Annotated in this window: 17 protein-coding genes; 6 read left to right on the top strand and 11 right to left on the bottom strand. The window is 39.3% G+C overall.

The features are described 5' to 3' along the window. Nucleotides 1–197 precede the first annotated feature (197 nt). The 8 genes from MSBRM_RS10945 to MSBRM_RS10990 form a co-directional block, all read right to left on the bottom strand. Nucleotides 198–2,438 carry a PAS domain S-box protein gene (locus tag MSBRM_RS10945; RefSeq protein WP_052712848.1) on the bottom strand — a complete coding sequence of 747 codons (2,241 nt, stop codon included), beginning with the start codon at nt 2,436–2,438 and terminating at the stop codon, nt 198–200. 31 nt (nt 2,439–2,469) lie between these two features. Beyond that, nucleotides 2,470–2,916, bottom strand: a complete 447-nt coding sequence (locus MSBRM_RS10950; protein WP_048116911.1) for a response regulator — start codon at nt 2,914–2,916, stop codon at nt 2,470–2,472. Nucleotides 2,917–3,153: 237 nt separating this feature from the next. Beyond that, nucleotides 3,154–6,057 (bottom strand): PAS domain S-box protein, encoded by a 2,904-nt coding sequence (locus MSBRM_RS19580; RefSeq protein WP_069575212.1) that lies wholly within the window; start codon nt 6,055–6,057, stop codon nt 3,154–3,156. An 859-nt stretch (nt 6,058–6,916) separates the two neighbouring features. Continuing rightward, a complete protein-coding gene (locus MSBRM_RS10965; protein WP_048116908.1) occupies nt 6,917–8,152 on the bottom strand; it encodes an adenosylhomocysteinase in 1,236 nt (411 codons plus the stop codon). A gap of 161 nt (nt 8,153–8,313) precedes the next feature. Beyond that, nucleotides 8,314–9,612, bottom strand: a complete 1,299-nt coding sequence (locus tag MSBRM_RS10970) for an amidohydrolase family protein (RefSeq protein ID WP_048116906.1) — start codon at nt 9,610–9,612, stop codon at nt 8,314–8,316. 511 nt (nt 9,613–10,123) lie between these two features. Further along, entirely contained in the window at nt 10,124–10,981 is an 858-nt protein-coding gene (locus tag MSBRM_RS10975; protein ID WP_048116902.1) for a 4Fe-4S binding protein, read from the bottom strand. A gap of 290 nt (nt 10,982–11,271) precedes the next feature. After that, nucleotides 11,272–11,610, bottom strand: a complete 339-nt coding sequence (locus MSBRM_RS10980; RefSeq protein WP_048155718.1) for a branched-chain amino acid transporter permease — start codon at nt 11,608–11,610, stop codon at nt 11,272–11,274. Between the two features lie 190 nt (nt 11,611–11,800). After that, a complete protein-coding gene (locus tag MSBRM_RS10990) occupies nt 11,801–12,556 on the bottom strand; it encodes an AzlC family ABC transporter permease (protein WP_048116892.1) in 756 nt (251 codons plus the stop codon). Nucleotides 12,557–12,842: 286 nt separating this feature from the next. On the opposite strand from MSBRM_RS10990, the gene MSBRM_RS10995 reads away from it, so the two are divergent. Both MSBRM_RS10995 and MSBRM_RS11000 read left to right on the top strand, forming a co-directional pair. Then, nucleotides 12,843–13,253 (top strand): hypothetical protein, encoded by a 411-nt coding sequence (locus tag MSBRM_RS10995; protein WP_048116890.1) that lies wholly within the window; start codon nt 12,843–12,845, stop codon nt 13,251–13,253. A gap of 359 nt (nt 13,254–13,612) precedes the next feature. Beyond that, on the top strand, nt 13,613–14,455 hold the full coding sequence (locus MSBRM_RS11000) for an Mrp/NBP35 family ATP-binding protein (RefSeq protein ID WP_176722169.1): 843 nt from the start codon (nt 13,613–13,615) through the stop codon (nt 14,453–14,455). A gap of 351 nt (nt 14,456–14,806) precedes the next feature. On the opposite strand, the gene MSBRM_RS11005 is transcribed toward MSBRM_RS11000, so the two are convergent. Continuing rightward, nucleotides 14,807–15,133 carry a DUF2769 domain-containing protein gene (locus MSBRM_RS11005; RefSeq protein WP_048116887.1) on the bottom strand — a complete coding sequence of 109 codons (327 nt, stop codon included), beginning with the start codon at nt 15,131–15,133 and terminating at the stop codon, nt 14,807–14,809. A gap of 211 nt (nt 15,134–15,344) precedes the next feature. On the opposite strand from MSBRM_RS11005, the gene MSBRM_RS21770 reads away from it, so the two are divergent. The 4 genes from MSBRM_RS21770 (at nt 15,345) to MSBRM_RS11025 (ending at nt 19,234) form a co-directional block, all read left to right on the top strand. Further along, a complete protein-coding gene (locus MSBRM_RS21770; protein ID WP_268989040.1) occupies nt 15,345–15,476 on the top strand; it encodes a hypothetical protein in 132 nt (43 codons plus the stop codon). After that, complete coding sequence (locus MSBRM_RS11010) at nt 15,473–15,679, top strand: hypothetical protein (RefSeq protein ID WP_048155725.1); 207 nt, start codon at nt 15,473–15,475, stop codon at nt 15,677–15,679. The genes MSBRM_RS21770 and MSBRM_RS11010 overlap by 4 nt, the downstream gene beginning before the upstream one ends. 1,066 nt (nt 15,680–16,745) lie before the next feature. After that, a complete protein-coding gene (locus MSBRM_RS21390) occupies nt 16,746–18,503 on the top strand; it encodes a hypothetical protein (RefSeq protein WP_230668856.1) in 1,758 nt (585 codons plus the stop codon). Between the two features lie 341 nt (nt 18,504–18,844). Further along, nucleotides 18,845–19,234: a response regulator gene (locus MSBRM_RS11025; RefSeq protein ID WP_048122735.1), complete on the top strand. Its 390-nt coding sequence runs from the start codon at nt 18,845–18,847 to the stop codon at nt 19,232–19,234. 141 nt (nt 19,235–19,375) lie between these two features. On the opposite strand, the gene thiI is transcribed toward MSBRM_RS11025, so the two are convergent. Continuing rightward, nucleotides 19,376–20,686 carry a tRNA uracil 4-sulfurtransferase ThiI gene (thiI, locus tag MSBRM_RS11030; RefSeq protein WP_230629094.1) on the bottom strand — a complete coding sequence of 437 codons (1,311 nt, stop codon included), beginning with the start codon at nt 20,684–20,686 and terminating at the stop codon, nt 19,376–19,378. 407 nt (nt 20,687–21,093) lie between these two features. Beyond that, nucleotides 21,094–24,549 (bottom strand): tetratricopeptide repeat protein, encoded by a 3,456-nt coding sequence (locus tag MSBRM_RS11035; RefSeq protein WP_048116885.1) that lies wholly within the window; start codon nt 24,547–24,549, stop codon nt 21,094–21,096. Nucleotides 24,550–24,693 lie beyond the last annotated feature (144 nt).

Raw genomic sequence — 24,693 nt, forward strand, 5'->3', positions numbered from 1 at the left:
TCAAGTTAAAAAAGGGAATTTAATGCTTTTAATTTAAAATTAAAACATTAATTGAAAAATTAGCAAAGGCTCAATTGGAAAAATATGTAGTAGCAGCTTTAAATAATAGGTAATTTGACAATGTCAAGGTAAAATATTACAGAAATATTAACTTGCAAAATAAGCGTCTATATTGATTTGAGTTCACTGGCACGTTTTTACTTATTGTCCGCTACTGTGATTTTTATTGTAAATTTAGTACTAGAGTTCCTGTTCAATTCAAGTTCTCCATCTAACTGGTCTACCAGGATGGTTACCAGTTGTAATCCAAGGGTATCGGAGTCTTCCAGATTGATACTCTCAGGTATACCTACTCCGTTATCTGAAACGACCAGGATATAACTGGTACTTTTACATGCTTCGTTACTGTCTTCAATCCCGCCATCTTCAGATTTTTCATTTATTTCCCTGGAGAGTTTTATCTTAATTTCTCCTGTTCTCCCATCTGGAAATGCATGTTTGAGGGAATTTGAGACCAATTCATTAACAATCATTCCTAAGGGAACTGCAGTGTCCATATCAAAGAAAATATTTTCCTCTATTTCCAGAACCATTTTGACTTCTGAAGCTCCAACATTGTAACATCTGAAGAGCTCCTCAGTCAGTTTTTGAAGATAAGTTGCAAAGTTAAGAGTACTGATTTCTTTTGATCCATACAGTTCTTCATGGATCAGAGCCATAGAAATAACCCTGTTCTGGCTGTCCCTGAAAGCTGCAAGCACCTTTGAAGTATCATAAACCTCATTGACAGCGAATTTTTCAGCCTGTAGGTCGAGCAGAGACGAGATTACCTGCAGATTATTTTTGATTCTGTGATGAATTTCCTTTTTACGGGCTTCTTCAATTTTTTTCAGGAAATTTTCAGCTTCCTTTTTTTCAGTAATATCCATTGCGACGCAGATGACTCCGATAATGTTTCCTATGGAGTCGTGCAGTGGCTCTGTGGTCATATCATGGACCATATTACCACCAGCGGAAGCTGGCCTATGGGTAACTACCTCGTCACGTCTACCTGTGTCACTGGTTAAGACCTGACGCTTGATAGAGGTAAATAACTCAGCATCCTCTGGCTGATATATCTCGTAGTCACGCTTACCCAGGACATCCTCTATTTTGAAGCCAGGTGCAGGGTTGTATACCCACGTGTACCTCAGCTCGAGATCCTGACTGAACATAACAATGCTTGAACCTCTCAGAGCGAGGCGAAAGCGTTCCTCGGACTTTCGTAGTTCTTCTTCTATCCGCTTACGCTCTGTGATATCCTTCATTATTCCGAGGACTTTGTTTGTACGATAATTTCCCTTTTGAAGACAGATCCCATGATCTTCAACATGGATATATTCTCCATCCTTCCTTCTAAAACGATACTCCAGGTGGAAATTCCTCTTATTTTCAGTGTTCTTCACGTCATGTCCGCAGCCGGTTATCTTTTGATTCCAGACTTTCTTCTGGTCTTCAGGGTGGACATTGTTTATCCATAGTTCAATACCAGTGTTCAGCAGTTCTTCCTGAGTATATCCTGTAATCTCTTCTATGGTGCCTGCCCAATAGATTTTATTTTCCTCGATATCGTGCTCATATATTAGCTGACCTGTCTGTTCCGTAACAATCCGGTATCTTTCCTCACTATCGTGAAGCATTTCTTCGGCTTTTTTACTCTCGGTTATGTCTCTGGCGATAACTGAGATAGCCATAAGCTCTCCAGAGATATCAAAAACCGGAGAAAGAGTCATTGAGACATCTATAATCGTACCGTCTTTTCTTAACCGTGAAGTCTCATACTGATGAATCTTTTCTCCCTGTTTTATCATTTCAGTCAGTTTTTGTGATTCATTTTCCAGGACGGAAGGCATTAAGACTGATGCAGGTTTCCCCAAAATTTCTTCAGCCAGATACCCATAGATTTGCTCTGCCCCCAGGTTCCAGCTGGTAATGAAACCATCAAGAGACCGGGTTACAATAGCATCATTTGACGATTCCACTATATTCGCTAAGTTCTGAACTCTTTCCTCTGCTTTTTTACGCTCAATGGAATACTGGATAGAACGTTTCAATAATCTGCCATCTACCTGCCCTTTGACCAGATAGTCCTGAGCACCTTTCTTTACAGCCTCAACTCCGATTTTTTCATCATTCATTCCCGTCAGAATTATAATGGGAATTCGTGAATTCCTTGCATGGATTTCAAGAAAAGTATCAATGCCATCGCTATCTGGCAATCCCAGGTCAGATAATATTATATCAAACCGATTATCTTTAAGAAAGCTTAGACCTTCATTAAGGGTCTGAACGGTTTTAAATTCGTATTGAAAGTCGGCGAATTCTTCGAGCATCTCTTCAATTAAACCTGCATCCCCGGGATTGTCTTCAAAAAGCAAGATTTCTACCTTTTCATCCATAGTCAACCGTCCTATCCGGGTTATTCTGGCCTTATTTCGATGGCAACTTTACAATCTCAAGCCAGAAATTTTCTATGGATCTAACTACATCTAGAAACTGATCAAAATCAACAGGTTTAGTAATATATGCATTGGCATGAAGATTGTAAGATTTCAGGATGTCCTCATCAGCTTTCGAAGTGGTTAATACCACAATAGGTATGTTTTTAAGTTTATCGTCGCTTTTCACTTCTTCAAGAACTTCACGCCCGTCTTTTTTTGGTAAATTTAAGTCCAGAAGCATTATATCCGGGCGCGGGGAACCTGAAAACTGTCCTTCACCACGTAAAAAAGCGATTGCTTCTTCTCCATCCTCTACAATATGAAGAATGTTCCCGATTTTTGCATCTTCGAAACCTTCCTCTATTAGTCCAATATCGCCTTTACTGTCTTCTACTACAAGAATCTCTACCGGTTTAAATGCTATTCGAGTTCTCATTTATATGACCATCCTGGTTATATGTCAAAAACTTTGAGCTTTCCCGAAACTGATTATCTAATTTGAACCAAATTTATAATGATTAAATTTTTACTGTATAGTCTTATCAGAAATTCACGGTAAAGTCAGTACTATTAAGCCATTGTAAAGTGTCAGTCTCATAAAATTTATGATAACGTGTCAGTCTCATGAAATTTATGATAACGTGTCAGTCTCATGAAATGTATGGTAGAGTCATTATAATGAGACTTTTATGGGAATTGCTGGCAAAGTGAAGTAGAAAGTCGAACCCTTACCGGATTCAGATTCTACCCAAATCTGTCCTCCATGCCGTTCTACAATTTTTTTACAGATTGAAAGCCCTATGCCTGTACCCGGGTACTCTTCTCTTTTATTAAGTCTTTTAAAAACCTCAAAAATTCTCTCAGAATATTTAGGGTCAATTCCAATTCCATTATCCTTTATTGAAAATAACCATTGATCAGTCTCTTTTTTGGCAGAAATCTCAATTTCCGGAGCTTTTTCACTGCGGAATTTTATAGCGTTGCTTATAAGATTCTGGAACAGCTGAGTAAACTGGACCGAATCTGCCATTACTACAGGTAAAGAACCATAAGAGATACTGGTTTCATTTTCTTTTATGGATACTTCTAAATCAAGTAACACCTGCTCCAGAACAGATTTGCAATCAGTAGGCTCGAATTCTCTGGCTTTTGTAGTTACTCGCGAAAATTCCAGAAGATCATTTATCAGGTTCTGCATACGAGAAGCCCCGTCCACAGCAAAATAGATGTACTTATCAGCCTTATCGTCAAGCTTTCCCTGATATTTTCTTTGTAAAAGCTGTAAATAACTCGCTATCATTCTCAGGGGTTCCTGCAAGTCATGGGATGATACGTAGGCAAATTGTTCCAGTTCCGCGTTTGAGCGAGCGAGCTCCTCTAATTTTAGGTTTAACAGCTCTTCTGCTTTTTTCCGCTCAGTAATATCACGTGCTGCAGCAAAAACCCCAATAACTTTTCCAGCTTCGTCTTTATAAATCGAAGCATTGTACAAAACCGGAGTTAAATGACCATCCCTGTGCTGAATTTCAAGAGGATAATCCCGGACTTCACCTTTTACAAATGCCTGCTGATATCCGGTACTCGCCTTTTCAGACTCAGTAAAGTAATCCGAAAAATCAGTTCCGATCAACTCGCTTCTGGAATACCCGGTAATCAGTTCTGTAGCCTTATTTACATCAGTTATCTTTCCGTCAGGCCCGATGGTAACCAGGGGATCCATACTGGCTTCAATAAGGCTACGGTTATAAATGTTTAATACTCTCAGAGCTTCTTCAGCTTTTTTTTGCTCAGTAATGTCCTGGACTGTTCCTCTCATATGGACAGGAATATATTCCTCATTAAAAATAACCTCGGCCTGTTCATGTACTATACGTTCTTCTCCACTGGCTAAGATAATACGGTGATTAATACTGTATTTTTTTCCGTTTAAAGCTTCTTTAACAGCCTTATTTACATAATCTCGATCATCCGGATGTACATAATTCAGAAATGCATCGAAAGTTGTCCCGAACTCTTGAGGGCTGCGTTCAAAGATGCAATAAATTTCATCAGACCAGTACAATTCATTAGTTATAATGTTCCAGTCCCAGTTTCCAAGGTGTGCCATCCTCTGAGCTTCAGAAAGACTCCTTTTGCTTTCTTTCAAAGAATTACAAGCATTTTCAACTTCTGATGTCCTTTCTTTAACTAACTCTTCTAAATTATCAAGGGTTTCTTTTAACCTGGCTTCAGCTTTTTTTATTTCTGTAATATCACGGGAAATAGCAAGGACGGAAGCCACTTTGCCGTTAACAAACTCAGGTACTATTCTTGTGTTAAAATAGTATTCTTTTTCTTGAGGCGATTTATACTGGAATTCCATTGTCCCCGATTTTCCTGTAGCAAAAACATTCTGATGATGTTTTTCCCAGAGCTCTATCTGTTCAGGGTCTCTTCCCAGTTCACAATGGGTTTTCCCGATGATTTCGTCCTGAGAACAACCATAAACTTCGGTAGCGGCAGGATTTACATACATATGGCGATTTTTTCTATCAAATCGGGCAATTATGTCAGGAGAATTTTCTGCCAGTGTGCGGAATTCGTTTTCACTCCTTTTCAGGGCTTTTTCAGCCTTTTTGCGTTCGTTAATATCACGGGCAACGTGCACACTCCCAATAATTTTGCCTTTAGAATTATAGAGTGGCGAGACGCTTAATATAAAATAACCACCCAGGCATTCTTCAAAAATCTCTGCAGTATGTTCAAGTCCGTCCTCAATCAAGAGTCTGTGCGGACAAAAAGATGGGGGACTATCTGTCCCGTGCAAAGCCCGATAGCAGATTAACCCTATACACTCTTCTGGTTTCAACCCTAATCTTGCCGCCATTGCCTTGTTTGCACGAACAATCTTGTATTTATCGTCGAGTATGGCTATCAGGTCTGGCATGGAATCAAAGGTAGACCCCCAGTACTGTGTGACTTGAAAAGCTTTCTCTTCTTCCTTTTTGCGTCTGGAACTCTCGAATTGTGTCCATTTATCTTCTTTTTTAACCAGGGCAAATTGATGGTTGATAACTACATCAATAATTTCGGTTGCACTGCACCTATCAAGGCAATATGTGCACAGGGCTATCATGGAATAGTTGCCAATGATGCTGTCGATTTCTTTTTCATAATCAACAAAATTGTTCCAGTCTTTTTTTTCCAGCCAGAAAGTGTTTCCGCTCAACCTTAAACCGTCGTAGCCATTATCAAGAGCTTGATTGAGTTTTTCTATCCAGCCGTTAAGCACTTTTTGCGAATCGAAAATTCCCTCTTTGACATACAAGTAAGTGTAAGGAATAATCTCAATTTGTTCTTTTTCCAGATAAACATCAATCTCAGGAATAGCTTTTCTAAGAGCTCTTTTTGCTTCTTCCACACCAAAGGGCTTTGATGTAACCCACATACAGAATTCGTTATTTTCCAGGCCGGCTTTAAAATAAGGAACAAGTATGTCAATTAAATCCTGTTTTGTCTGGTAAAATTGACAGAAATGTGTTCCCCAGGGCACCTCTCCAATAATGTCAATCCCAGATTTTCTCAAACTTTTTTCCATTTCAACCCTTTCCGAATTCAAAGGTGATTTAAAGCTAGTGTTTAATCAGGTGCAAGGAATTCGTCACATGTGTGTAATTTGTCACCCGTAAGATCAGGCAATTTTTCTAAAATTCTGCCATATCAATCAGTTTATTCATTATCCATTTGCCAGGACTTTCAAAACCCAGAACCTGACAGTAAAACGTTTGATGCAATTGTTCAATTTAATCGTTTGATGTTTAACGCTCAATTTTTAACCCACTTTCTGTAAAGTTTTTAGACTCTCGATGTTTTCTCATACGCCAGGTATTCATTATTTCCCAACATATGTTGATCAATAGTTTATAACCAGGATTTCAAGAGTGCTTTACAGTTATTATTGTTATCGATTTCACGTAAACATTCCTTATTAAAAGTGAGTTTAAATGTTTTTATAAAAAGTAATAAATATTTTAGTTTTACTAAAGGCAGTTGTAAATAAATTATACATTCGTTATGTCCTTTACGAGTTATTAGTTATAAAACTGTCTATGATAAATATCAAAATATGCATCTTTTGTCAAAAATTATTAAAAAATAAGTGCAGTCACGATTACAAAGTATGAAAATATATATAATGTAGGATAATACTTATGAAGTAAAGTAATTTTTAAAAAGTAAAATTAATTATACGGTTGGGTTAAATTTTTACAGTACACATTAATTCATTACAGAGTATATTAGCTTATATAAGTGTCGTAAAGATTCTGAAATACAGCAAATGTTATCACCTTATGAAAATGAAACACAATCAAAAATTAAAATCTATAATATTCGCTGCATTTCTAAAATATCATAGTTTTTTGATTGTGGAAATTATTCTCTATTGCTTTTCTAAATTATGTCCCGCACTCCCAGCCGCTCATGTAGCATTTCTGCGTCGGCGTGAGTTCGTCGATGGTTATGCCCATTGACTGAAGTTTCATTCTTGCCACAAAAGTATCAAGTTCCAGAGGTACCTTATGGACTCCATTAGGAAGCTTGTTTTCGGCAATATAACGCACACAGAGTGCCTGGTTTGCAAAACTCATATCCATGACTTCAGCCGGGTGGCCGTCACCGGCGGCAAGGTTGACCAGCCTGCCTTCTGCTATGACATTGATGCGCCTGTCGCCGAGGTCGTATTCTTTTATGTTGTGTCTTACGGTCCGGACGGATTTTGCAAGAGATTCAAGGGCTTCCATATCGATTTCCACATTGAAGTGGCCGGAATTTGCAAGGATTGCTCCGTCAGGCATGGACTTGAAATTTTTGGCTGTGAGGATATCACGGTTTCCTGTGGTGGTCACGAAGATTTCACCTAATTTTGCAGCATCTGCCATCTTCATGACTCTGTACCCGTCCATCCTGGCTTCAAGAGCTCTTACAGGATCGACTTCGGTAACGATTACATTTGCTCCAAGGCCTGAAGCACGCATTGCAACTCCACGCCCACACCAGCCGTAGCCTGCAACAACAACGTTTTTGCCTGCTACCAAGAGGTTTGTGGTCCTGTTAATCCCGTCCCAGGCTGACTGTCCTGTCCCATAGCGGTTGTCAAAGAGGTATTTAGTCATTGCATCGTTCACTGCGATTACCGCCATTTTCAGGGCTCCTTCCTTTTCCATCGCATGAAGCCTGTGAACACCGGTTGTTGTTTCTTCGCAGCCGCCAAGGATATTCGGAAGCAGGTCGGTCCTTTCTTTATGTAATTTAAATATAAGGTCTGCCCCGTCATCGATTGTGATATCGGGTTTGATGTCCAGGACCCGGTCGATTGCTTCGTAATATTCCTGGCTCTCGACTCCATATCTTGCAAAACAGCTTATGTTCTTGCGGGTGCCAAGAGCAAGGGACACGTCGTCCTGCGTACTGAGAGGATTGCAGCCGGTAATTGCTACCTCTGCACCGCCTGCAGCAAGAGTCTCTACAAGGACTGCAGTTTTTGCTTCCACATGTAGAGCCATTCCTACCTTCATCCCTTTAAGGGGTTTTTCCTCCTCAAATTTTTTTCTGACGATGGAAAGTACGGGCATATGGTTTCTTGCCCAGTCCATCTTCATATTTCCGGATTCTATGAGTTCTTTTTCGGTCATGTTCATCCCGTAATATCAAATATGCGGTTGAGTTCGATCTTTATTCTAGCTTTAAACATAAGTGTTTATCCTTTACTCACTCAGATTACTAATTCAGGTTACTAATTTAGGTTCCACAGTGAGACATTGTTGACATAAACTATTTGCAATGAGTAATGTTTTCAAGCGTTTACCCTTGCAACAAGCTCTTCTGCGGCTTTTTGAGTCTCTTCCATAACTTTCTGCTCATCCAGGACCAGCACTTTGTAATCATCCATAAGGACCTTTCCATTTACAATTGTTGTCCTGACATCGCTTCCTTTTGCAGAGTACACCAGGTGAGAGGGAACATTAAAACAGGGAGTAAGATGCGGTTTTTTCATATCTACCACGATAAGGTCCGCTTTCATTCCGACTTTCAACATACCGGTTTCTGTGCCAAGGGCTTTTGCACCGTTTACCGTACCCATTTGAAGCACCTGTCGCGCAGGAAGGGCAGTAGGGCTGAAGGTATTGACTTTATGAAGAAGAGCAGCCGTTTTCATCTCCTCAAAAAGGTCAAGGTTATTGTTTGAGGCACATCCGTCAGTGCCAAGGCTCACATTGACTCCTTTTTCTAGCATCTTGTGTACAGGTGCAATCCCTGAAGCTAGTTTCATATTACTTATGACATTATGAGAAACATTCACTCCTCTCTTTCCCAAAATTTCGATGTCGCCGTCGGAAAGCCAGACACAGTGAGCAGCAAGCACATCAGGCCCTAAAAACCCTATGTCTTCCAGAAGGTGCACAGAACATTTCCCGTACCTTTCTTTCATAGCCAGAAGTTCGGCTTCCGTTTCAAGGAGATGGATATGGATTCCTGCACCGTCCCTGTTGGCTTCTTCCCTTACCTTTGCAAGATATTCCTCAGAGCAGGTATTCGGGGCATGAGGCCCATACATTGTTTTTATTCTGCCGTCAGCCGCTCCCTGCCAGGCCCGGACAAAGCGCTTCCCTTCTTTGAGGTCTGTTGCTCCTTTTTCTTCGTTCCAGAGTTCTATAAGCCCATGACAAAGCGAGGCCCGAAGCCCTGATGCCTCAACAGCTTTTGCAGTCTCGTCCATATAAAAGTACATGTCCGCAAAAGAAGTAGTGCCTGACCTGATCATTTCCAGGCAGGCAAGCAGACTGCCTTTATAGACATCATCTGCAGTCAGCTTTGCCTCGGCAGGCCAGATATGCCCTTCAAGCCAGTCTGCAAGCTGCAAATCGTCGGCATAACCTCGAAAAAGAGTCATTGCGGCATGAGTATGTGTATTTACAAGCCCTGGCATTACTACCGAGTGTTTTGCATCAATTACAGTATCGGCACTTTCGCTGGTCTTTTCCCCTATCTCCGTAATCTTTCCGTCTTCGATGACAACAGTCCCGTTTTTGAGGTCTCCCGCATCAGGGTCCATCGTCAGAACGTAAGCATTTTTTACAATTATGTCAGCCATATAATCAGATCCGTCAGGTAATGAACTGAAGCTGCTAGATTATTCTGAATTTAAGAATTCTATCCAAATTAAAGAAATACTGGACTTAACAGGTAACTGGAATTAAAAGGTATTGGAATTAAAAGGTTATCCTAAAAAAAGTTGTCCTGAAAATTATGCTAAAACCTGACTATAGGTAAATTTGAGAAAAGACAACATAGTCTCCTGTCTTCATATAAATTTCGAAGTCATCCATTTTTTATCGCCGCATTTACAGATTTTTTTTACTTTCTCAATGAATTCTTCTGATACAATCTATTCTTTTGTCTTTATTCTTTTGTCTTCTGTTGGATGCGTACGTTGATCTCATATTTGTCAATTTTATGTATCCTCTTCAAATTTTATGGGTAAAAGTAAATGACGAGATCAATAGTCAAAAAAAGGTAAGATGAAAAGTACTTTCATTTGCTTGTGTCTGTTATTCATAAAATATCATATCCGTTTAGGCTGAAACGAAGGATCTCTACAAAGCTCAGGAAAGGACTTCTTCCTTATACTTATCAATACCGAGCCTATCAATGAGTTCTCCTAACCTTTCCCCATCAAGGCCTTCTCTTCTGTAATACTCAAAGGTTTTTTCAAGGACTGAGAAAAGCTGCTCTTCGTCTGCAAGCTCAAGAAGCTTTATTCCCTGCATGGGCTGGCGCCCGGCTTTGCCTCCAACAAAGATCGTGCATCCGGTTTTTTCTGCCCTGAGGGCATCTTTACGGCAGGCTGCAATACATGCTCCGCAGAGAATGCATTTTTCAGTATCTATAGAGGCTTTATCATCCAGAACTTTTATTGCTCCCACCTTACAAGCCTTTTCACAACGCTTGCAACCGACACAATTTTCCTCGACGGTTTTGGGCTTTACTGTTCCCATGATTCCAAAATCATTTTCCTGAGGCCTTACACAGGCTGAAGGGCAACCTGTTACTGCAATCTTGAGCTTTTTAGGGACAGCTTCCCCGAAGTATTTTTCATCGATCCTGCTTGCCAGACTCTCGCAGTTAATCAACCCGTTTTTGCATACCCTATCTCCCTGGCAGGCGACTACTGCTCTTACTCTTTTTCCGATAGAGCCTCCTGAAATGCCCTGCTTTTCAAGTTCGTTGTTTGCTGCTTCCGCATCTTCAAGTTTAACAAAAGGAACCTCAATCTGCTGCCTTGAGGTTATGTGAACATAGCCAGAGCCATACTTCTCGGCTGCATCTGCAATTGCTCGCAGTTTTTCGATATCCAGATTCCCACTCACGACCTTCAGACGCATTGAAAACATGTTTTCCTGCCTCTGAGGCAGAAATCCTTTACTTTTTAGTAAAGACTCATCAATTTTTTTCTCATTCATGTAAGGTCACTTATTACAAAGGCATTATTATGGATGCATATAAATATTTTTGTTTATTTTCAGTTGGCTTTTTTATAGATTCCGGCTTTTAACAAATAGCAGATTTAACCGAGTCCCGGTATATGAAGAATTTGGAAACATGCATATACCAGAGAAAAATAGGAGATTTTTGCCAGAGAAAAGCGAGGAACTGGATCAATGAAAGGCAAGATAACTGGATCAATGAAAGACAAGATAACTGGATCAATGAAAGACAAGATAACTGGATCAATGAAAGACAGAAGAAAAAGTCAGAGAAACGAAAAAACGTTGAACTGCACGAGTACCATATAAAGCGCCGTCCCTGTAAAGATGCTGAGCATGGCATTTCTTTTCCAGAAATGCAGCCCGGCAACGACACATATGGTGAACAATTCCGGAATCCCGTAAGGAGCTGTAAGCCATTGAACATCTTTCAGGCAGTAGATGACAAGCAGCAGGAGAATCATAGGAGGCAGGTTTTTTTCAATAACTGCGAGCATTGCAGGGGGTTCCTTTGATCTAAAAAATATAAACGGAAGAGCTCTGGTTGTAAAGGTTACAAGCGCTATGACTGCAATGGTAATGAACATTTGAAGAGCGTTCAGCATCAGTTTTCCTCCTTTATTTTGTCTTCAACAGACTGCATGGATGTATTAATTAACTGAATTTCCTTCTTTATTTGTGAATTTCCCTGCATTTTCTGTGTTTTCTCCGTTTCCTGTGTTTTCCAAGTTTTCTGTGTTTTCTGAGTTTCCTGTGTTTTCTAAGTTTTCTGTGTTTTCCGAGTTTCCTGTGTTTTCAGTGTTTCCTATATTCCTGTGTATTCTGCTTTCTTTGTGTTTTCTGCATTGACTTTTCCCTGCCAATCAAGATCAGGGTTCCAAGAACAATTGAGGCAAGCAACATATTGTCGGAGCTGAACAGAATAAGAGAAAGGGCTCCTGCACCAACTGCGGCTATGAAGGGAAAGCGTGTCTCTGAACTGAAATATTGCTCTATGGTCAGCACCACAAATAGCGCAGTCAGCACGAAACTCATACCCTCAATATTAAGATCCAGGACAGAGCCGAGTACAGCTCCCAGAACTGAACCTGCGATCCAGTATGAGTGGTCAAGGGCTGCAATATAGAAGTAAAACTTTGATTTTGAGCTGCCCTGCGGAACATCTGTTGTGGTCAGGAGAGCGTATGTCTCATCGGTTAGTGCAAAGATCAGGTAAGGTTTAATCTTGCCGATACCGGAAAACTTCTCAAGCAGGGACAAACCGTAAAAAGCATGCCTGAAATTCAGAAGCAACGTGGCTATGGCAAACTCAGTTAGTCCTGCGCCGGCAGAAAGTAAAGCTACTGCCAGGAACTGGCCAGAGCCTGCATAGACAAAGAGGCTCATAATAAAAGCATAAATCCAGTGATATCCTGCACCGTCAAGCAGAAATCCAAAAGCCATTCCGAGAGGAATATACCCGAGAAGCACAGGAATTGTGGTTTTGAAGGCGGTGGTGAAAAGATCTTTATTTTTTTCGCCTGTTTTTTTGTACTCCTCATTTCTGACCATGCTATCTATCTTCTGTTGCCTGTAACGTAATTCCTTTTGAAAAATGAGAAACAGAAATTATATTTATCATATATATCTTTTGTCAATATAGAATTACTATCGTGAGGAAGAATCGTCAGCCTGCTCACAGTTAAAAATCAAATTTGCACTGGTGCACCCCACTGCAAGTAACGAGAGATTTAACTGAAATAAATATTAGCTGTTGATAAATATACTAGATCAACTAGACCAACTAGACCAGGATTATTTTTATATTCCATACAATATTATTATCTCTGGGGAATAAATGTCTGGTATAGACAGTGATAGTTTCATGTTGATTTCTTTTGATTTGCAAAAAATAGCCTTGATACTTATCATTATTGGTTTCATCATAGTAAGGGTAGGGAAATTAAGTAAAGGAAATTTAAACAGACACGATATGATATCCGCATTCGGATATTTGCTGGTCGTCTTATCTGTCCCTTATATGATTAATTTTACATACGACACCATAGTCTCGCAAACAGTTACTCCTGTAATTTTAATTCATTCATTAATAGGAATTGTAATTTTACTCCTGGGATTTATTGTTGTGATTAACAGAAGAAGCTGGAAAATCAAAAGGAGATGGAAAACTAAAGTTAACATGCAAATTCTTTTAGTTTTATGGCTGGTAAATTTCATATTGGGGACATATATGGCTTTATTTACTTAATTTTGAGTATAAAGAAAACCATTGTATTAGTATTGAAAAATTTATAAAATATGGAAAATCTACAGATCTACCGAAATAGGTTTAACGAATTAGCTTAAAACCCACCAAAATGAATTTTATCTCCAAATTAATAAAGTTTCAAACTATTCTTGTGGTCAGAATATCGACTGATTATTCAGAATCTGAGATTCAGAAAAATAATATTGAGTTCTGGTAATTCTGAGTTGTAATTCTGAGTTCTGGTAATTCTGAGTTTTGGGATCAGTTCCGTGTCTAAAGATAATACATTATTAGTGAAGATGTTTCCATTAAAGAGCTAACTAACGGAGAAAAAGGGAAAATTTAAACAGGCGATCAAAATGACAGATAAGGTTCAACCACTTGTAAGCTTATCGAAAAAACCAACTGAACCCAAAATGGTAATTAACCTCAGACGCATCAAGCATAAGATCCTAATAATGAGTGGGAAAGGCGGAGTTGGGAAAAGCACAGTTGCAGCAAACCTGGCTAGCGGACTGGTTATGCATGGATATAGAGTGGGACTTCTTGATTGTGATATTCACGGCCCGACTATTCCCACAATTTTCGGTATGGAATCTATGAAGCCAGAAGTTAGCGAAGAAGGCATAATGCCAGTTGAGGTTCTTCCCAATCTTTTGTTGATGTCCATAGGTTTTCTACTCGAAGATAAAGACTCTCCCATCATCTGGAGAGGGCCATTAAAAATGGGGATCATCGAAAAGTTACTGGAAGATGTCGTATGGGGAGCTCTCGATTTTCTGATTATAGATCTGCCTCCGGGTACAGGAGACGAACCTTTGAGCCTGGCTTTGCTGATCCCAGATATTGATGGTTCGGTACTTGTAACAACTCCTCAGGACGTAGCTCTCGTCAGCGTCCGCAAATCAATCGGATTTTCTAAAGAACTCAATGTTCCTATTATAGGTATTGTCGACAATATGCATGGGTTGATCTGTCCTCACTGCGGCAAGCCAATAGAAGTGTTTAAAAATGGAGGAGTGGAAAAAGCTTCAAAGGATTTCAATATCCCTATCCTTGCCAGACTTCCGATAGAGCCAAAAGTCGCAGAAATGGAAGATAAGGGCACAGTTGTCCAGGAAATGCTTAAACACGACACTGAATGGCAGAAGAACTTTGAAAATTTTGTGATTGCAGTAGAAAAAATCCTGCTGGAAAAGTAAGTGAGATAAGTAGTTGAAGAATTTAATGTAGTTCGGAATTATGCACTTGAGGTTCAAAATCAATTACTAAAATCAATTACACTAAAATCAATTACACTAAAATCAATTACACTAAAATCAATTACACTAAAATCAATTACACTAAAATCAATTACACTAAAATCAATTACACTAAATACCATGGTTTTAATTTGTATTTTGAACAGTTAAAGGTTTGAACAGCCGTTGATTTTTATCTCAACCGCGCAAGTTCTAATCAGTTATAGTCAATCACATTTTGAGCAGTTGAAGATTTAATACTTAGTTTTTTAAGTTCAACTACACAGATTCTAAAAAGATAAAATAAGGGAATTAAGCCTTACCGTTACCACAGTAATACTTAACTACGTTTGCATTCTCCAGATTGTGCTCTTTCCAGACAGGACAAGTATAACAAATGCAGTCTTTGTTAGGATTTAGGTCTTTACAGATAGCTTCACCTGCCGAACAATAGACTCCAGGAACACTTTGCGGCGATGGAGCTTTACCTTCTCCTAAATTTTTCGCTTCACTTTTGAAGTTTCCCATTTTTTCCAGTGCACATGCACTCTCAGATTGTACAGGGCACTGAGAACACATACATCTTTCGAGATTTGATGCAATATATGGAACTTCTATGGATTTACTCATATTACTCATTTTACTCCCCCTATCTTATAATATTCGTGAGATAATATTCATTCCGTATTCTGAATTTATAGAATAAAATCGTTTTCAGTTTTCAGAATTATTATGACTTGGAGCCTATCCAAAATGCCAGTAATGATATTGAAAAGTTAAACCTGGCAGGTGAAGGAGATGAGCCGCCAATTTTCCGAAAAAACCGAAGATCTCTTCAGGGCCTGGAAGCTTGACAAATGGAAAAAGATCCGCCAAGATGCCGGAAAAATGGAATCCTTTCCCAAGAGAAAAGCTTGTCAGGGATTACGTAGGCATAGAAAATGTAAGCTATGAAATTATTCGTAGTAGGGAAAGCAATTGATTACTGCTGGAAATTTACTTATTGGGACTGCATGGTTATTGCTTTTCTTAACCCCGGATTCTCACCGGGCAAGCGACCGGCTTTTCCGAAAAAAAGAATGTAAAGACGCACACCCAAAAGAAGAAATAATTATTTATGGGACAATTACACTGAAGAATTCCGCTACATCTCAAAATGTGTTGTACGAAAGAATCCCCAGGTAATCCAGAAGAGCAATAGTAAGTGCCACAAAGCTGAGGATCAAAGAAAGGGTTAGGTTCAGCTTCCCTTACAGGAGCTTCCTCTTCAGCATTTTTTCCTCCGGAATCCTCACTACTCATGTTTTCACTTCATATTCGAATTCTTTCTCGCAATTGGGGCAAGTGAGATCTATAAATAAGCTTTTAGCAGTTTTTCTCCTGAGTTTATCCTTAACATCAGTCTCCCAGGGCGGGAAAAATTTCAGCTTTCATTCAATCAAAGCCGATTAGTTCCAGCCGCGCCTCAGCGCGGGACAATAACGACCTTGATACGCCTTTTTTGTTGCCTTGGAATAACATCAAGCGATTAACAGAGGAGCATCGAAAAAAGTAAAATCTGGAAAATCATCCGGAAAATCATCTGGAAAATCTGAAAATTTATCTCTTTTTATCGTTTTACTCCAGCTTTTCCTCTGGCATATAGCACCCGAAATAGGTATTTTGCTCGACTTTTTTCAGGATATTGTTAATATTTTCGAGTGAAGTTTCCATCTTTTCCATTCTCTTCTCGATCTCCTGTAGTCTGGCAAGAATTTCCTAGTCTGTGGTCATAATTTCAACTCCATATTTAAAGACTATGAATATAAATCGCTCCAAATTATCCATCATCTTACGTGTTTATTCGCCACTAAACTACAGTTAGAGAATATATAATTCTAAATTTCATATGGATTAATTGAAATATCAGCTTACAAGACTGTAGAATTGTGTTCATTCTTTTTGATATATATTTGAATACGAGTTAAGGCAATTCGCTGATATATATACTTTCTAACCAGATCATCAAACTATCAAACTCCAGGGAAAAATTGAGGATTCAAAGTGAGTGTGAAAATTACATATTTTGAAAGTCTGCACAGAAAATTTATAAGTAGATAATAGAGAGGAATTTATGGAGTTCAAAAGTACTTTTCAGGATAGCTCAAACTTCATAGAATACATCTAAGCGGCATTGTGCATGTTAGCTTTTTGTATAATTTAAGACTGCCTGATTCTGCCTCCCAGGGAAAAATAACCAGGAGTTAGACGAATGTTATTCAGTAAACTACGATTAACTAAGAAACAGTTTGGAATGGGAACACTAATTTTAGCAATACTGCTGGTTGTTGTGGGGTTGTTACCAGCTGTTAGCGCAGAGGAAGAAGATAATTATTCTGTAACTGCGGAGAAAGCCTTTGAACACGCAAATGCGCACATAATAGATTTTATGTCATCCGACGTTCCAGACTTTGAAAACTGGACAGATGCATCTATTGATCCTGAACCGCTTGAACTTTATGACATAAACGGTCAAAAATTATTTTATGAATTTTCAGCATATAAAAATAATACATTAGTAGGTAAAATTTACGTTGGTGCAAATAAAACACTAGGGCCATCAGTCCAGGTTATTGAAACTACTACATACCTGTACAATACAACTGAAGCCTTAAAAAAATCAATCGAAGTTGCCAGAAGTGAATATCCGAATGGGGAAATAAAATCAACTAAGGTGGTTGAATATAGCTATCCCCGTATTGGGGCAATGACCGTAGTAAAAGACAAGACTTCAGGAGATGAACACCGGATATTTGTAGATGTCTACAGTCTTGAGGTGGTACCTGATAGACCTGTAACTGAAACACAACTTGGCGTCTGGTCAATGTACGAACACAAAGTTAAGAATAGAGTAGGCGGAAATTTAATAGAGTGGGAGAAAAGCGAGAAATATACTAAATCTATAGAAAAAGATGTGGCTAATAAGGGAATTTGCATCAGTGTGCCAGTTATACTGGATAATTATTCAAATTATGAAACCAGCAATGTATACTATGGCTATTATCACTACTTTTTTGGTCTTAATTCATATGGGAATACTGTAATTGCCAGGTATGGAAAACTTCCTGTACTAAAATCTGATGAACAAAAAGAAAACTGGAACTCTACTCTTGAAGAGCTTGGCAATAATATAAAAGACACAGTTACCTCCAAATACATGTATCCTCATGGAGAAGTAGTAACATGTGGAACTAATTCTAAGGGATACTTTGTGATTTTATTCAAGTACGGTAATGTAAGTGAATTGCTTATAAACGAGCTCTACTCTCTAATTGATAATTCTGCAAAGCAGATGGGTATACAAGATATTCCGGTAGAATTTGGATATGGTATATATAGAGAAGAAATTCCACTGGATTCGGAACAGGATATCTATCATTGGTTTGGGGATAGTACTGTGAATCTGTCCGAATCAGACATACATGCTCTTGAAGAATATATGAAGGAAAAACCAACCATACCAATGGATAAAACTGTTGTAGCTTATGGAAAAATTCCGTTATTAAAAGATCAAAATGAAATAATGACCTGGGCAGATAAACTTTCTGCGATTTCTGGTAACACCCAGGATAAAATCACTCCATATATGGAAAAAGGTCAGGTAATAGTATACGGAGCGGAGCTAACTAGACTGGATGTAGGAATTAACGAAACGTTGCCTTCTGAAGAAAAGAATACCATAGTTAAGGAGATTTATCAAATTATTGATAAAGAGGCAAGAAAGCAGAATGTGACTGGTGTTCCAGTTATTTTTGACGAGGGAATATTTATTGATGAAATCGCGACTGAAGATGTAAGGATATATAAAGAAGAAAACAACGAAGAACTCAGTAATTCAAACAATAGCAATTCCAAATCTGATAATGGAAATAAATCAAGTGAACCGAGTGAAATTAGATCTACACCAGGTTTTGAACTTTTGGGAAGCTTGACCTGCCTGTATGGAGGATGGAAATTCAGAAAAAACTAATTCAGGAATTGGACTAATCTGATCGTCGGCGACTTTTAATTGTCCATTGCATATTAGGTGTCGTTTAAAATAACTGTATAATTCCTGACTGTATAATTTTTGATGGTCATACGTAAACCTGAGGGTAAGGAGATTGAGAGTTTTATTACTCTGCAACTTATCTAGCTTATATCCTGCAGTTATTTCGTTAAAGGGGAAAATCGAGATAATAGGGTGCAGTTTTAGAGGTGCGTGACTTCGAATATATAGATATGGAGAAGCGCGATTTTAGAGATGTTAAAAAATAGTAAATGAACAAAAGATCGAAGCATAACTCAAAAAAATAAAAGATGGATGAAAAAATGGACAAAACAAAAATTCTGGTTGTTGAAGACCAGACTATTGTGGCTCTGAACATTAAAAACCGATTAAAAAATTTAGGGTATGCTGTTCCGAATACTGTGGTTTCAGGGAAAGAAGCGATACGAGAAGCTGAGCTTACAAACGCTGATCTCGTTTTGATGGATATTATGCTAAAAGGAGATATGGATGGAATTGAAGCGGCACGAATTATTAAATCACGCTTTGGAATACCCATAATTTACCTTACTGCCTGTACAGATTTTGAGAACTTCGAACGAGCAAAGCTAACAGATCCAGAGGGATATATTTTGAAACCTTTCAAAGAAGAAGACCTATGCAAAAATATAGAGATTGCTCTTCTGAAAAGCCGGTCAAAAAAGAAAAAATAAGAGAGCTTTTAGAGCTCAAGTTAAGATTGTAACAAAGTAGTTGAAAGTGCTATAAATTAGTTGAAATGATTATACATTAATTGGAAGAGTCATAACTTAATTGAAAGTAATAATAATTAATTGGAAGAATCATCACTTTTTTCAGAGTTTAAGGACTTTTGCTGCTTTCATAGCATTGAAAACCATAGTCTTGATATCCATTTTTTGTTCTTCAGTTACTACAAGGTCGTAGTTTGCTCCTATTTCAGGCCGCTCAGGCACAGCAGTGCAACTGCCTGCGGGTCGACTGGAAATATCATAGGTTCCGATTTTGCGGGCAATGTCTATTATCTCTGTCTTATCAAAGGCAATCAAAGGATGGTAAATAGGGATAGCAAGCTGATAGATTTCAGCATACATATTGGCAGCAGTCTGGGAAGCTACCTGACCCAGGGAAGAACCGGTAATAATTCCGTTTGCACCTTCTTTTTTCATAACCTCATAGGCTTCCCTGTACATCATGCGTTTGCAGAGAAGACAGGTATTTTTTCGGTTGCAGATGTCGATAAAGGTCCGAAGATTGGGACCGTGAGGAAGCTCATATGTCTTAAACTGATACCCTGGAGCCCATTTCTGGAGCTGGCGAATACATTCAAAAGCACGTTCTCTTGCGGCATTCTCGGCATAGGGTGAAGTATTGCAGTATACCGGAATAATCATAACTCCGCGTTTCATCATAAGCCAGGCTGCAACCGGAGAGTCAAGCCCGCCGGACATTAAAACAACCATACTTCCTTGCGTGCCGAGAGGAAGACCCCCTACTCCTTTGAATGTTTCCAGATAGACGTAAGCGAGATTTTGCCGCATTTCGACGAAAACTTCCTTATCAGGAGAACTCAGGTCAACCTTAGGATGCCTTCCTTTTTTTTCCAGAGCACTCCAGACAGCATCTCCACAGGTTCTGCCTATGTCAACCGAAGAAAAAGGATGGTTTCCGCTTCTTCTAGCCCTGACCGCAAAAGATTCGCCTTCTAAAACCAGGTCCTTAGCCAGAGTAGCACATACACTGGCTGCACTCTCAAGAGTAGGCTCAGTTGTCAATGCAGGAGAAGTAGAGACAATTCCAAAAACGTCAGCAGCTGCTTCAGCCGCACGGAAATCCTTAGTCTCGATGAATATTCGGCCCCATTCCCTACGTATCTGGGAATATGGAATATCTCGAGAATCCAGCATTGCCGCAATATTCTTCATAAGAATTTTCTCATACCAGTTTCGAACTCCTGTACTTTTAAGGGCTAATTCGCCATACCGAACTATGACTACATTCGATGAAATTTCCGACTTTAAAGAAGAGGGGTCGGAACCAGGGTTATCTGGATTTCCGATGTAATCTTCCGGCGTATGCTTGTTTTCTCTCGAGGTATAGGCATCAGCCTTAGGCTTTGCTTCGATCTCATTGAAATTATCTGTCATGGATGCTTACGGTTAGGATGGCATGAAGTTTAAAACTTTCAGGATAAAGAATTTTATTTGCAAAAGTAGGAGAATTAATAAGCTAGAAGAAATAGTTAATAAAAAGCTAACAAACTAAAAAAATAATAAACCAGAAGAAAAAAGTTAATAAAAAACTAACAAACTAAAAAAATAATAAACCGGAAGAAATAGTTAATAAAAAGCTAACAAACTAAAAAAATACCAAGCCAGAAAAAGTTAAAAACCAGAGCAGTAGCATAGTAAGAGATAGGCAAATCGTACCGGTACGTATTTAGCTGCATACCGGAAAAGGTTTCTGATTTTCAATTTTCAGGAATTCGAGTTTTAGCCGAGCTCCGTAATACTCAATTCTTCACTGATACTCATTCTTCACTGATATTTTTTCTTCACTCATCAGGTTCGGGAACATACCAGTAATCTGAATCCTCACTTTCCTGTTCATCATCAAGCTCAGAATCTTCACTTTCCTGTCCATTATCAAGTTCCGAATCTTCACTTTCCTGTTCATCATCAAGCTCCGTAAGATCCTCACTCTCCTGTCCATCAGCAAACTCCGTAGTATCATAATTACTGCTATTATTTTCCAGACTGTCAGAGGGTTCAGTTATCTTTCCTGATTGAGAAGGTGCAGTCGTGTTTGTACTTACATTTCCTGAGACATTTTCTTCTCCTCCGTACCATCTTGAAGGCAAGGAGTAGTTCAGAATGCTATTATAATACTCAGGAAGGAAGAACTTAGTTCCTCTTTCCTGCAAAGCATCCACAAAACCAGGATCGATTTCATCTAATTTTGCCTTGCATGCAGCAGCCTCATCTAATTTCTTTAGAGTATAAAGTGCAAACCGTTTATTGTAAAGGGCCGAAGGTGAGTTCGGGTTAATTGCAAGGACATAGTCATAGCATGAAACTGCTTCTTCAGCTTCTCCCATCATGTTATGAATGTATCCTTTGTTATACCAGGCCGTGATACAATCAGGTTTAAGCTGTACTGTTTTGTTGAAACAATTAAGGGCTGCTTTATTGCTGCTTAACGTGAGATAAGTGCATCCCTGGAAATACCAGGCTGTAACATTATCTGGACTATATTCCAGAGCTTTACTGTAACAGTCAATAGCTTGCTGATATTTTTTCAGCTTATAGAGCACAAAGCCTTTGTTATTGTAGGCATCCACATTTCCCGTGTCCAGCGCAAGAATTCTATCGTAACAGCCTACTGCCCCCTCAAAGTCTCCGCTGTTCCCCAGGGCTTTTCCCTGTTTGAAAATTATTTCCCTGTTGCCCGGTGAGATTTTAAGTATTCTCTCATAACATGCAGCACTTTCCTGATACCTGCCAAGTGCCTCAAGTAAAGAGGCTTTCTCAGCCAGGACCTGGGAATTTTCAGGTTGAAGCTTAATTATTCGATCGTAATCTGCCAGTGCGTCATTGGATTTATTGGATTTTGATAGAGCAAGAGCCCGACTTCTGAGAGCTTCAAGATTTTCAGGCTCAGATTTGAGAAGCGTAGTATAACAGGAAATTGCCTCCTCATACCTGCTCAGATTCGAGAGGGCAAAACCTTTTCCAAGAATGGCATCTGAGTCGCTGGAGTTTAGAGCAAGCAATTGGTCATAGTAACTGACCGCTTCTTCAAGCTGTCCAAGACCACCTACATTAGAAGCGATCCCGTAAAGAGCTGTACTTGAATGTGGATCAAGATCCAGGGCTTTCCTGTAGCATTCCAGGGCTTCCTCACTTCTGCCTAGCCTATCAAGTATCGAGCCTTTTTCATACCAGACCCCAGCACGTGTAGGATTAATTGTAAGTGCCATATCATAAGAATTAAGTGCATCGTCGTACATTCCGAGTTTACTGTAGATTGAGGCCTTTCCATACCATACAGCATCGTAACTGATCTCGGGACTAAACAGGTTCAAATCTTCGGAAGGCTCGGCATGGTCCTCTGGGCTTGCGTATTCATAGTTCAGAAGATAAGCCCAGAAACCTCCAGAAAGAATCTGGGCAGGATTGGCATCTGCACTATTGTTTTTAACGTGCTCTGGTATTGGAGTTTCTGTTGAGTCTTCTGTTGAGTTCCGTTCCATATTTAACTTAAAGCGTGCAGCCGAATATTCGGGATCGATCAGGAGAGTCTGGTTATAGCATTCTGAAGCTTCTTCGTGCTTTCCGAGTTCATCAAGAACAAGCCCTTTATTATACCAGGCAACTGCACTGCTGGGCACAGCCCCAAGGACTTTGTTGTAACATGTGAGTGAACTTTCGTATTCTACAAGTTTTGCCAAGGCAAAAGCCTTACCAGCCCAGGAAAGGGTATAGTTTTCGTCAATCTCGAGAGCTTTATCATAGCTTTCGACTGCATCTTTATAGTCTTTGATTTTTGAAGAGTCCAAGCCTTTCTGGTACCAGACTTTAGCATACCTGGAATCCAGTTTCAGGGCTCGGTCATAGCATTCAATTGTCTCTTCATACCTGCCAAGCTTTTCAAGGTCCAGGCCTTTCATATACCAGACAACAGCATGTCCGGACTCAGTTTCAAGAACCTTGTCATAACATTCAATCGCAGATTCGTATTTTTCAAGCTTATCAAAAGATAGGGCTTTCTCGTACCAGATCTTAACTGTAGATGACTTAAACTCAGGATTTTCAGGATAAGACGGAAGTGCAGCTTCGTAAATTCTTAGCTGTTCGAGTGAATCACTTCCGATTTCTTCAACCTGAATCCCTGTGTCCGGGTTAAGCGCCTTATCATAGCATTCTATTGCAGCGTCATACTGACCGGTCTTATTAAGCAGAGAGCCTTTACTATACCAGACCTCGGAATTGTCAGGATTGTAGACCAGAACCTCGTCATAACATTGAAGAGCTTCATCATTTCTCCCGAGCTTTTCAAGGCATACACCTTTTCTCTGTAAAACATCAAGATTTTCAGGCTCTGACAGAAGAACAAACTCGTAGCAAGTAAGCGCCTCATCATAAATTTCCATCTTTTCAAGGTTAAAACCTTTATTATGCCAGGCACTTGCCATATCCGGATTAAAAGAAATTGCTTTATCATAACAGTCTATTGCAGTTTCGTCATCACCGGACTTATCAAGAACTACACCTTTTTGATACCAGAGTTCAGCGTTTTCAGGAGTGATATTAAGAGCGCTGTCAAAGCATTCAATTGCCTCAGGATACTTTTCAAGCCCGAGGTAAGCCATTCCCTGCATCTGCATAGAGCTGGAAGAATTGGAATTCAGTTCAATAGATTTGTCATAGGAGTTTAGAGTTTCCTGATTAAGCCCCAGCTGTTCAGAAGCAAGAGCTTTTCGGTACCACACTGTGGAGAGATAGGCATTGGCAGCAAAGCTTTTGTCATAGCAGTTGATAGCCTCAACATATTTCTTTAGCTCAAGCTGTTTGTTACCCTTGTTATACCAGTTTTCGGAAGAGGCCGGAAAGGTAGAAAGAGCCTTTTCATAACAATTGACTGCTTGTTCATTCTTTCCCAGTTCGGCCAGAGAACGTCCTTTTCCATACCAGGCCAATGAGGAATTAGGATCGATCTTAAGTGCATCATTATAGCAATTTACAGAGAGTTGATATTTTTTAAGAGAGTATACCGCATTTCCCTTATCAATCAAGCCTTCTATAGAAGATGGGCGCTGTGCCATTATCTCATAAAGATCAGGAGCGACTTCAGTCTTTTTATGAGCTTCATTCCTCTCATTGTCTTCTACAACCAGTTCCTTACCTGTAACAGCTCCTGCTATAGATAAAAAACCTGAAAAGAAATATAATATCAATGCGAGGAGAATAAAAGAACCAACAATCAAATTATTTATCTTAACTGAGCTCATTAAATACCCCTGTTTATTCTAATGAGTTCTTATGAAGACTTTTCATGAAGAGTTTCAAACTATCATTACACTCACTATTCTGTACTGTCTCTATACTTGCGTAAGCGCGAACAATTAAAGAATAAAAGTAACTAGATAAAATCG

The organism is Methanosarcina barkeri MS (assembly GCF_000970025.1).
GTDB classification, from domain to species: Archaea; Halobacteriota; Methanosarcinia; order Methanosarcinales; family Methanosarcinaceae; genus Methanosarcina; species Methanosarcina barkeri.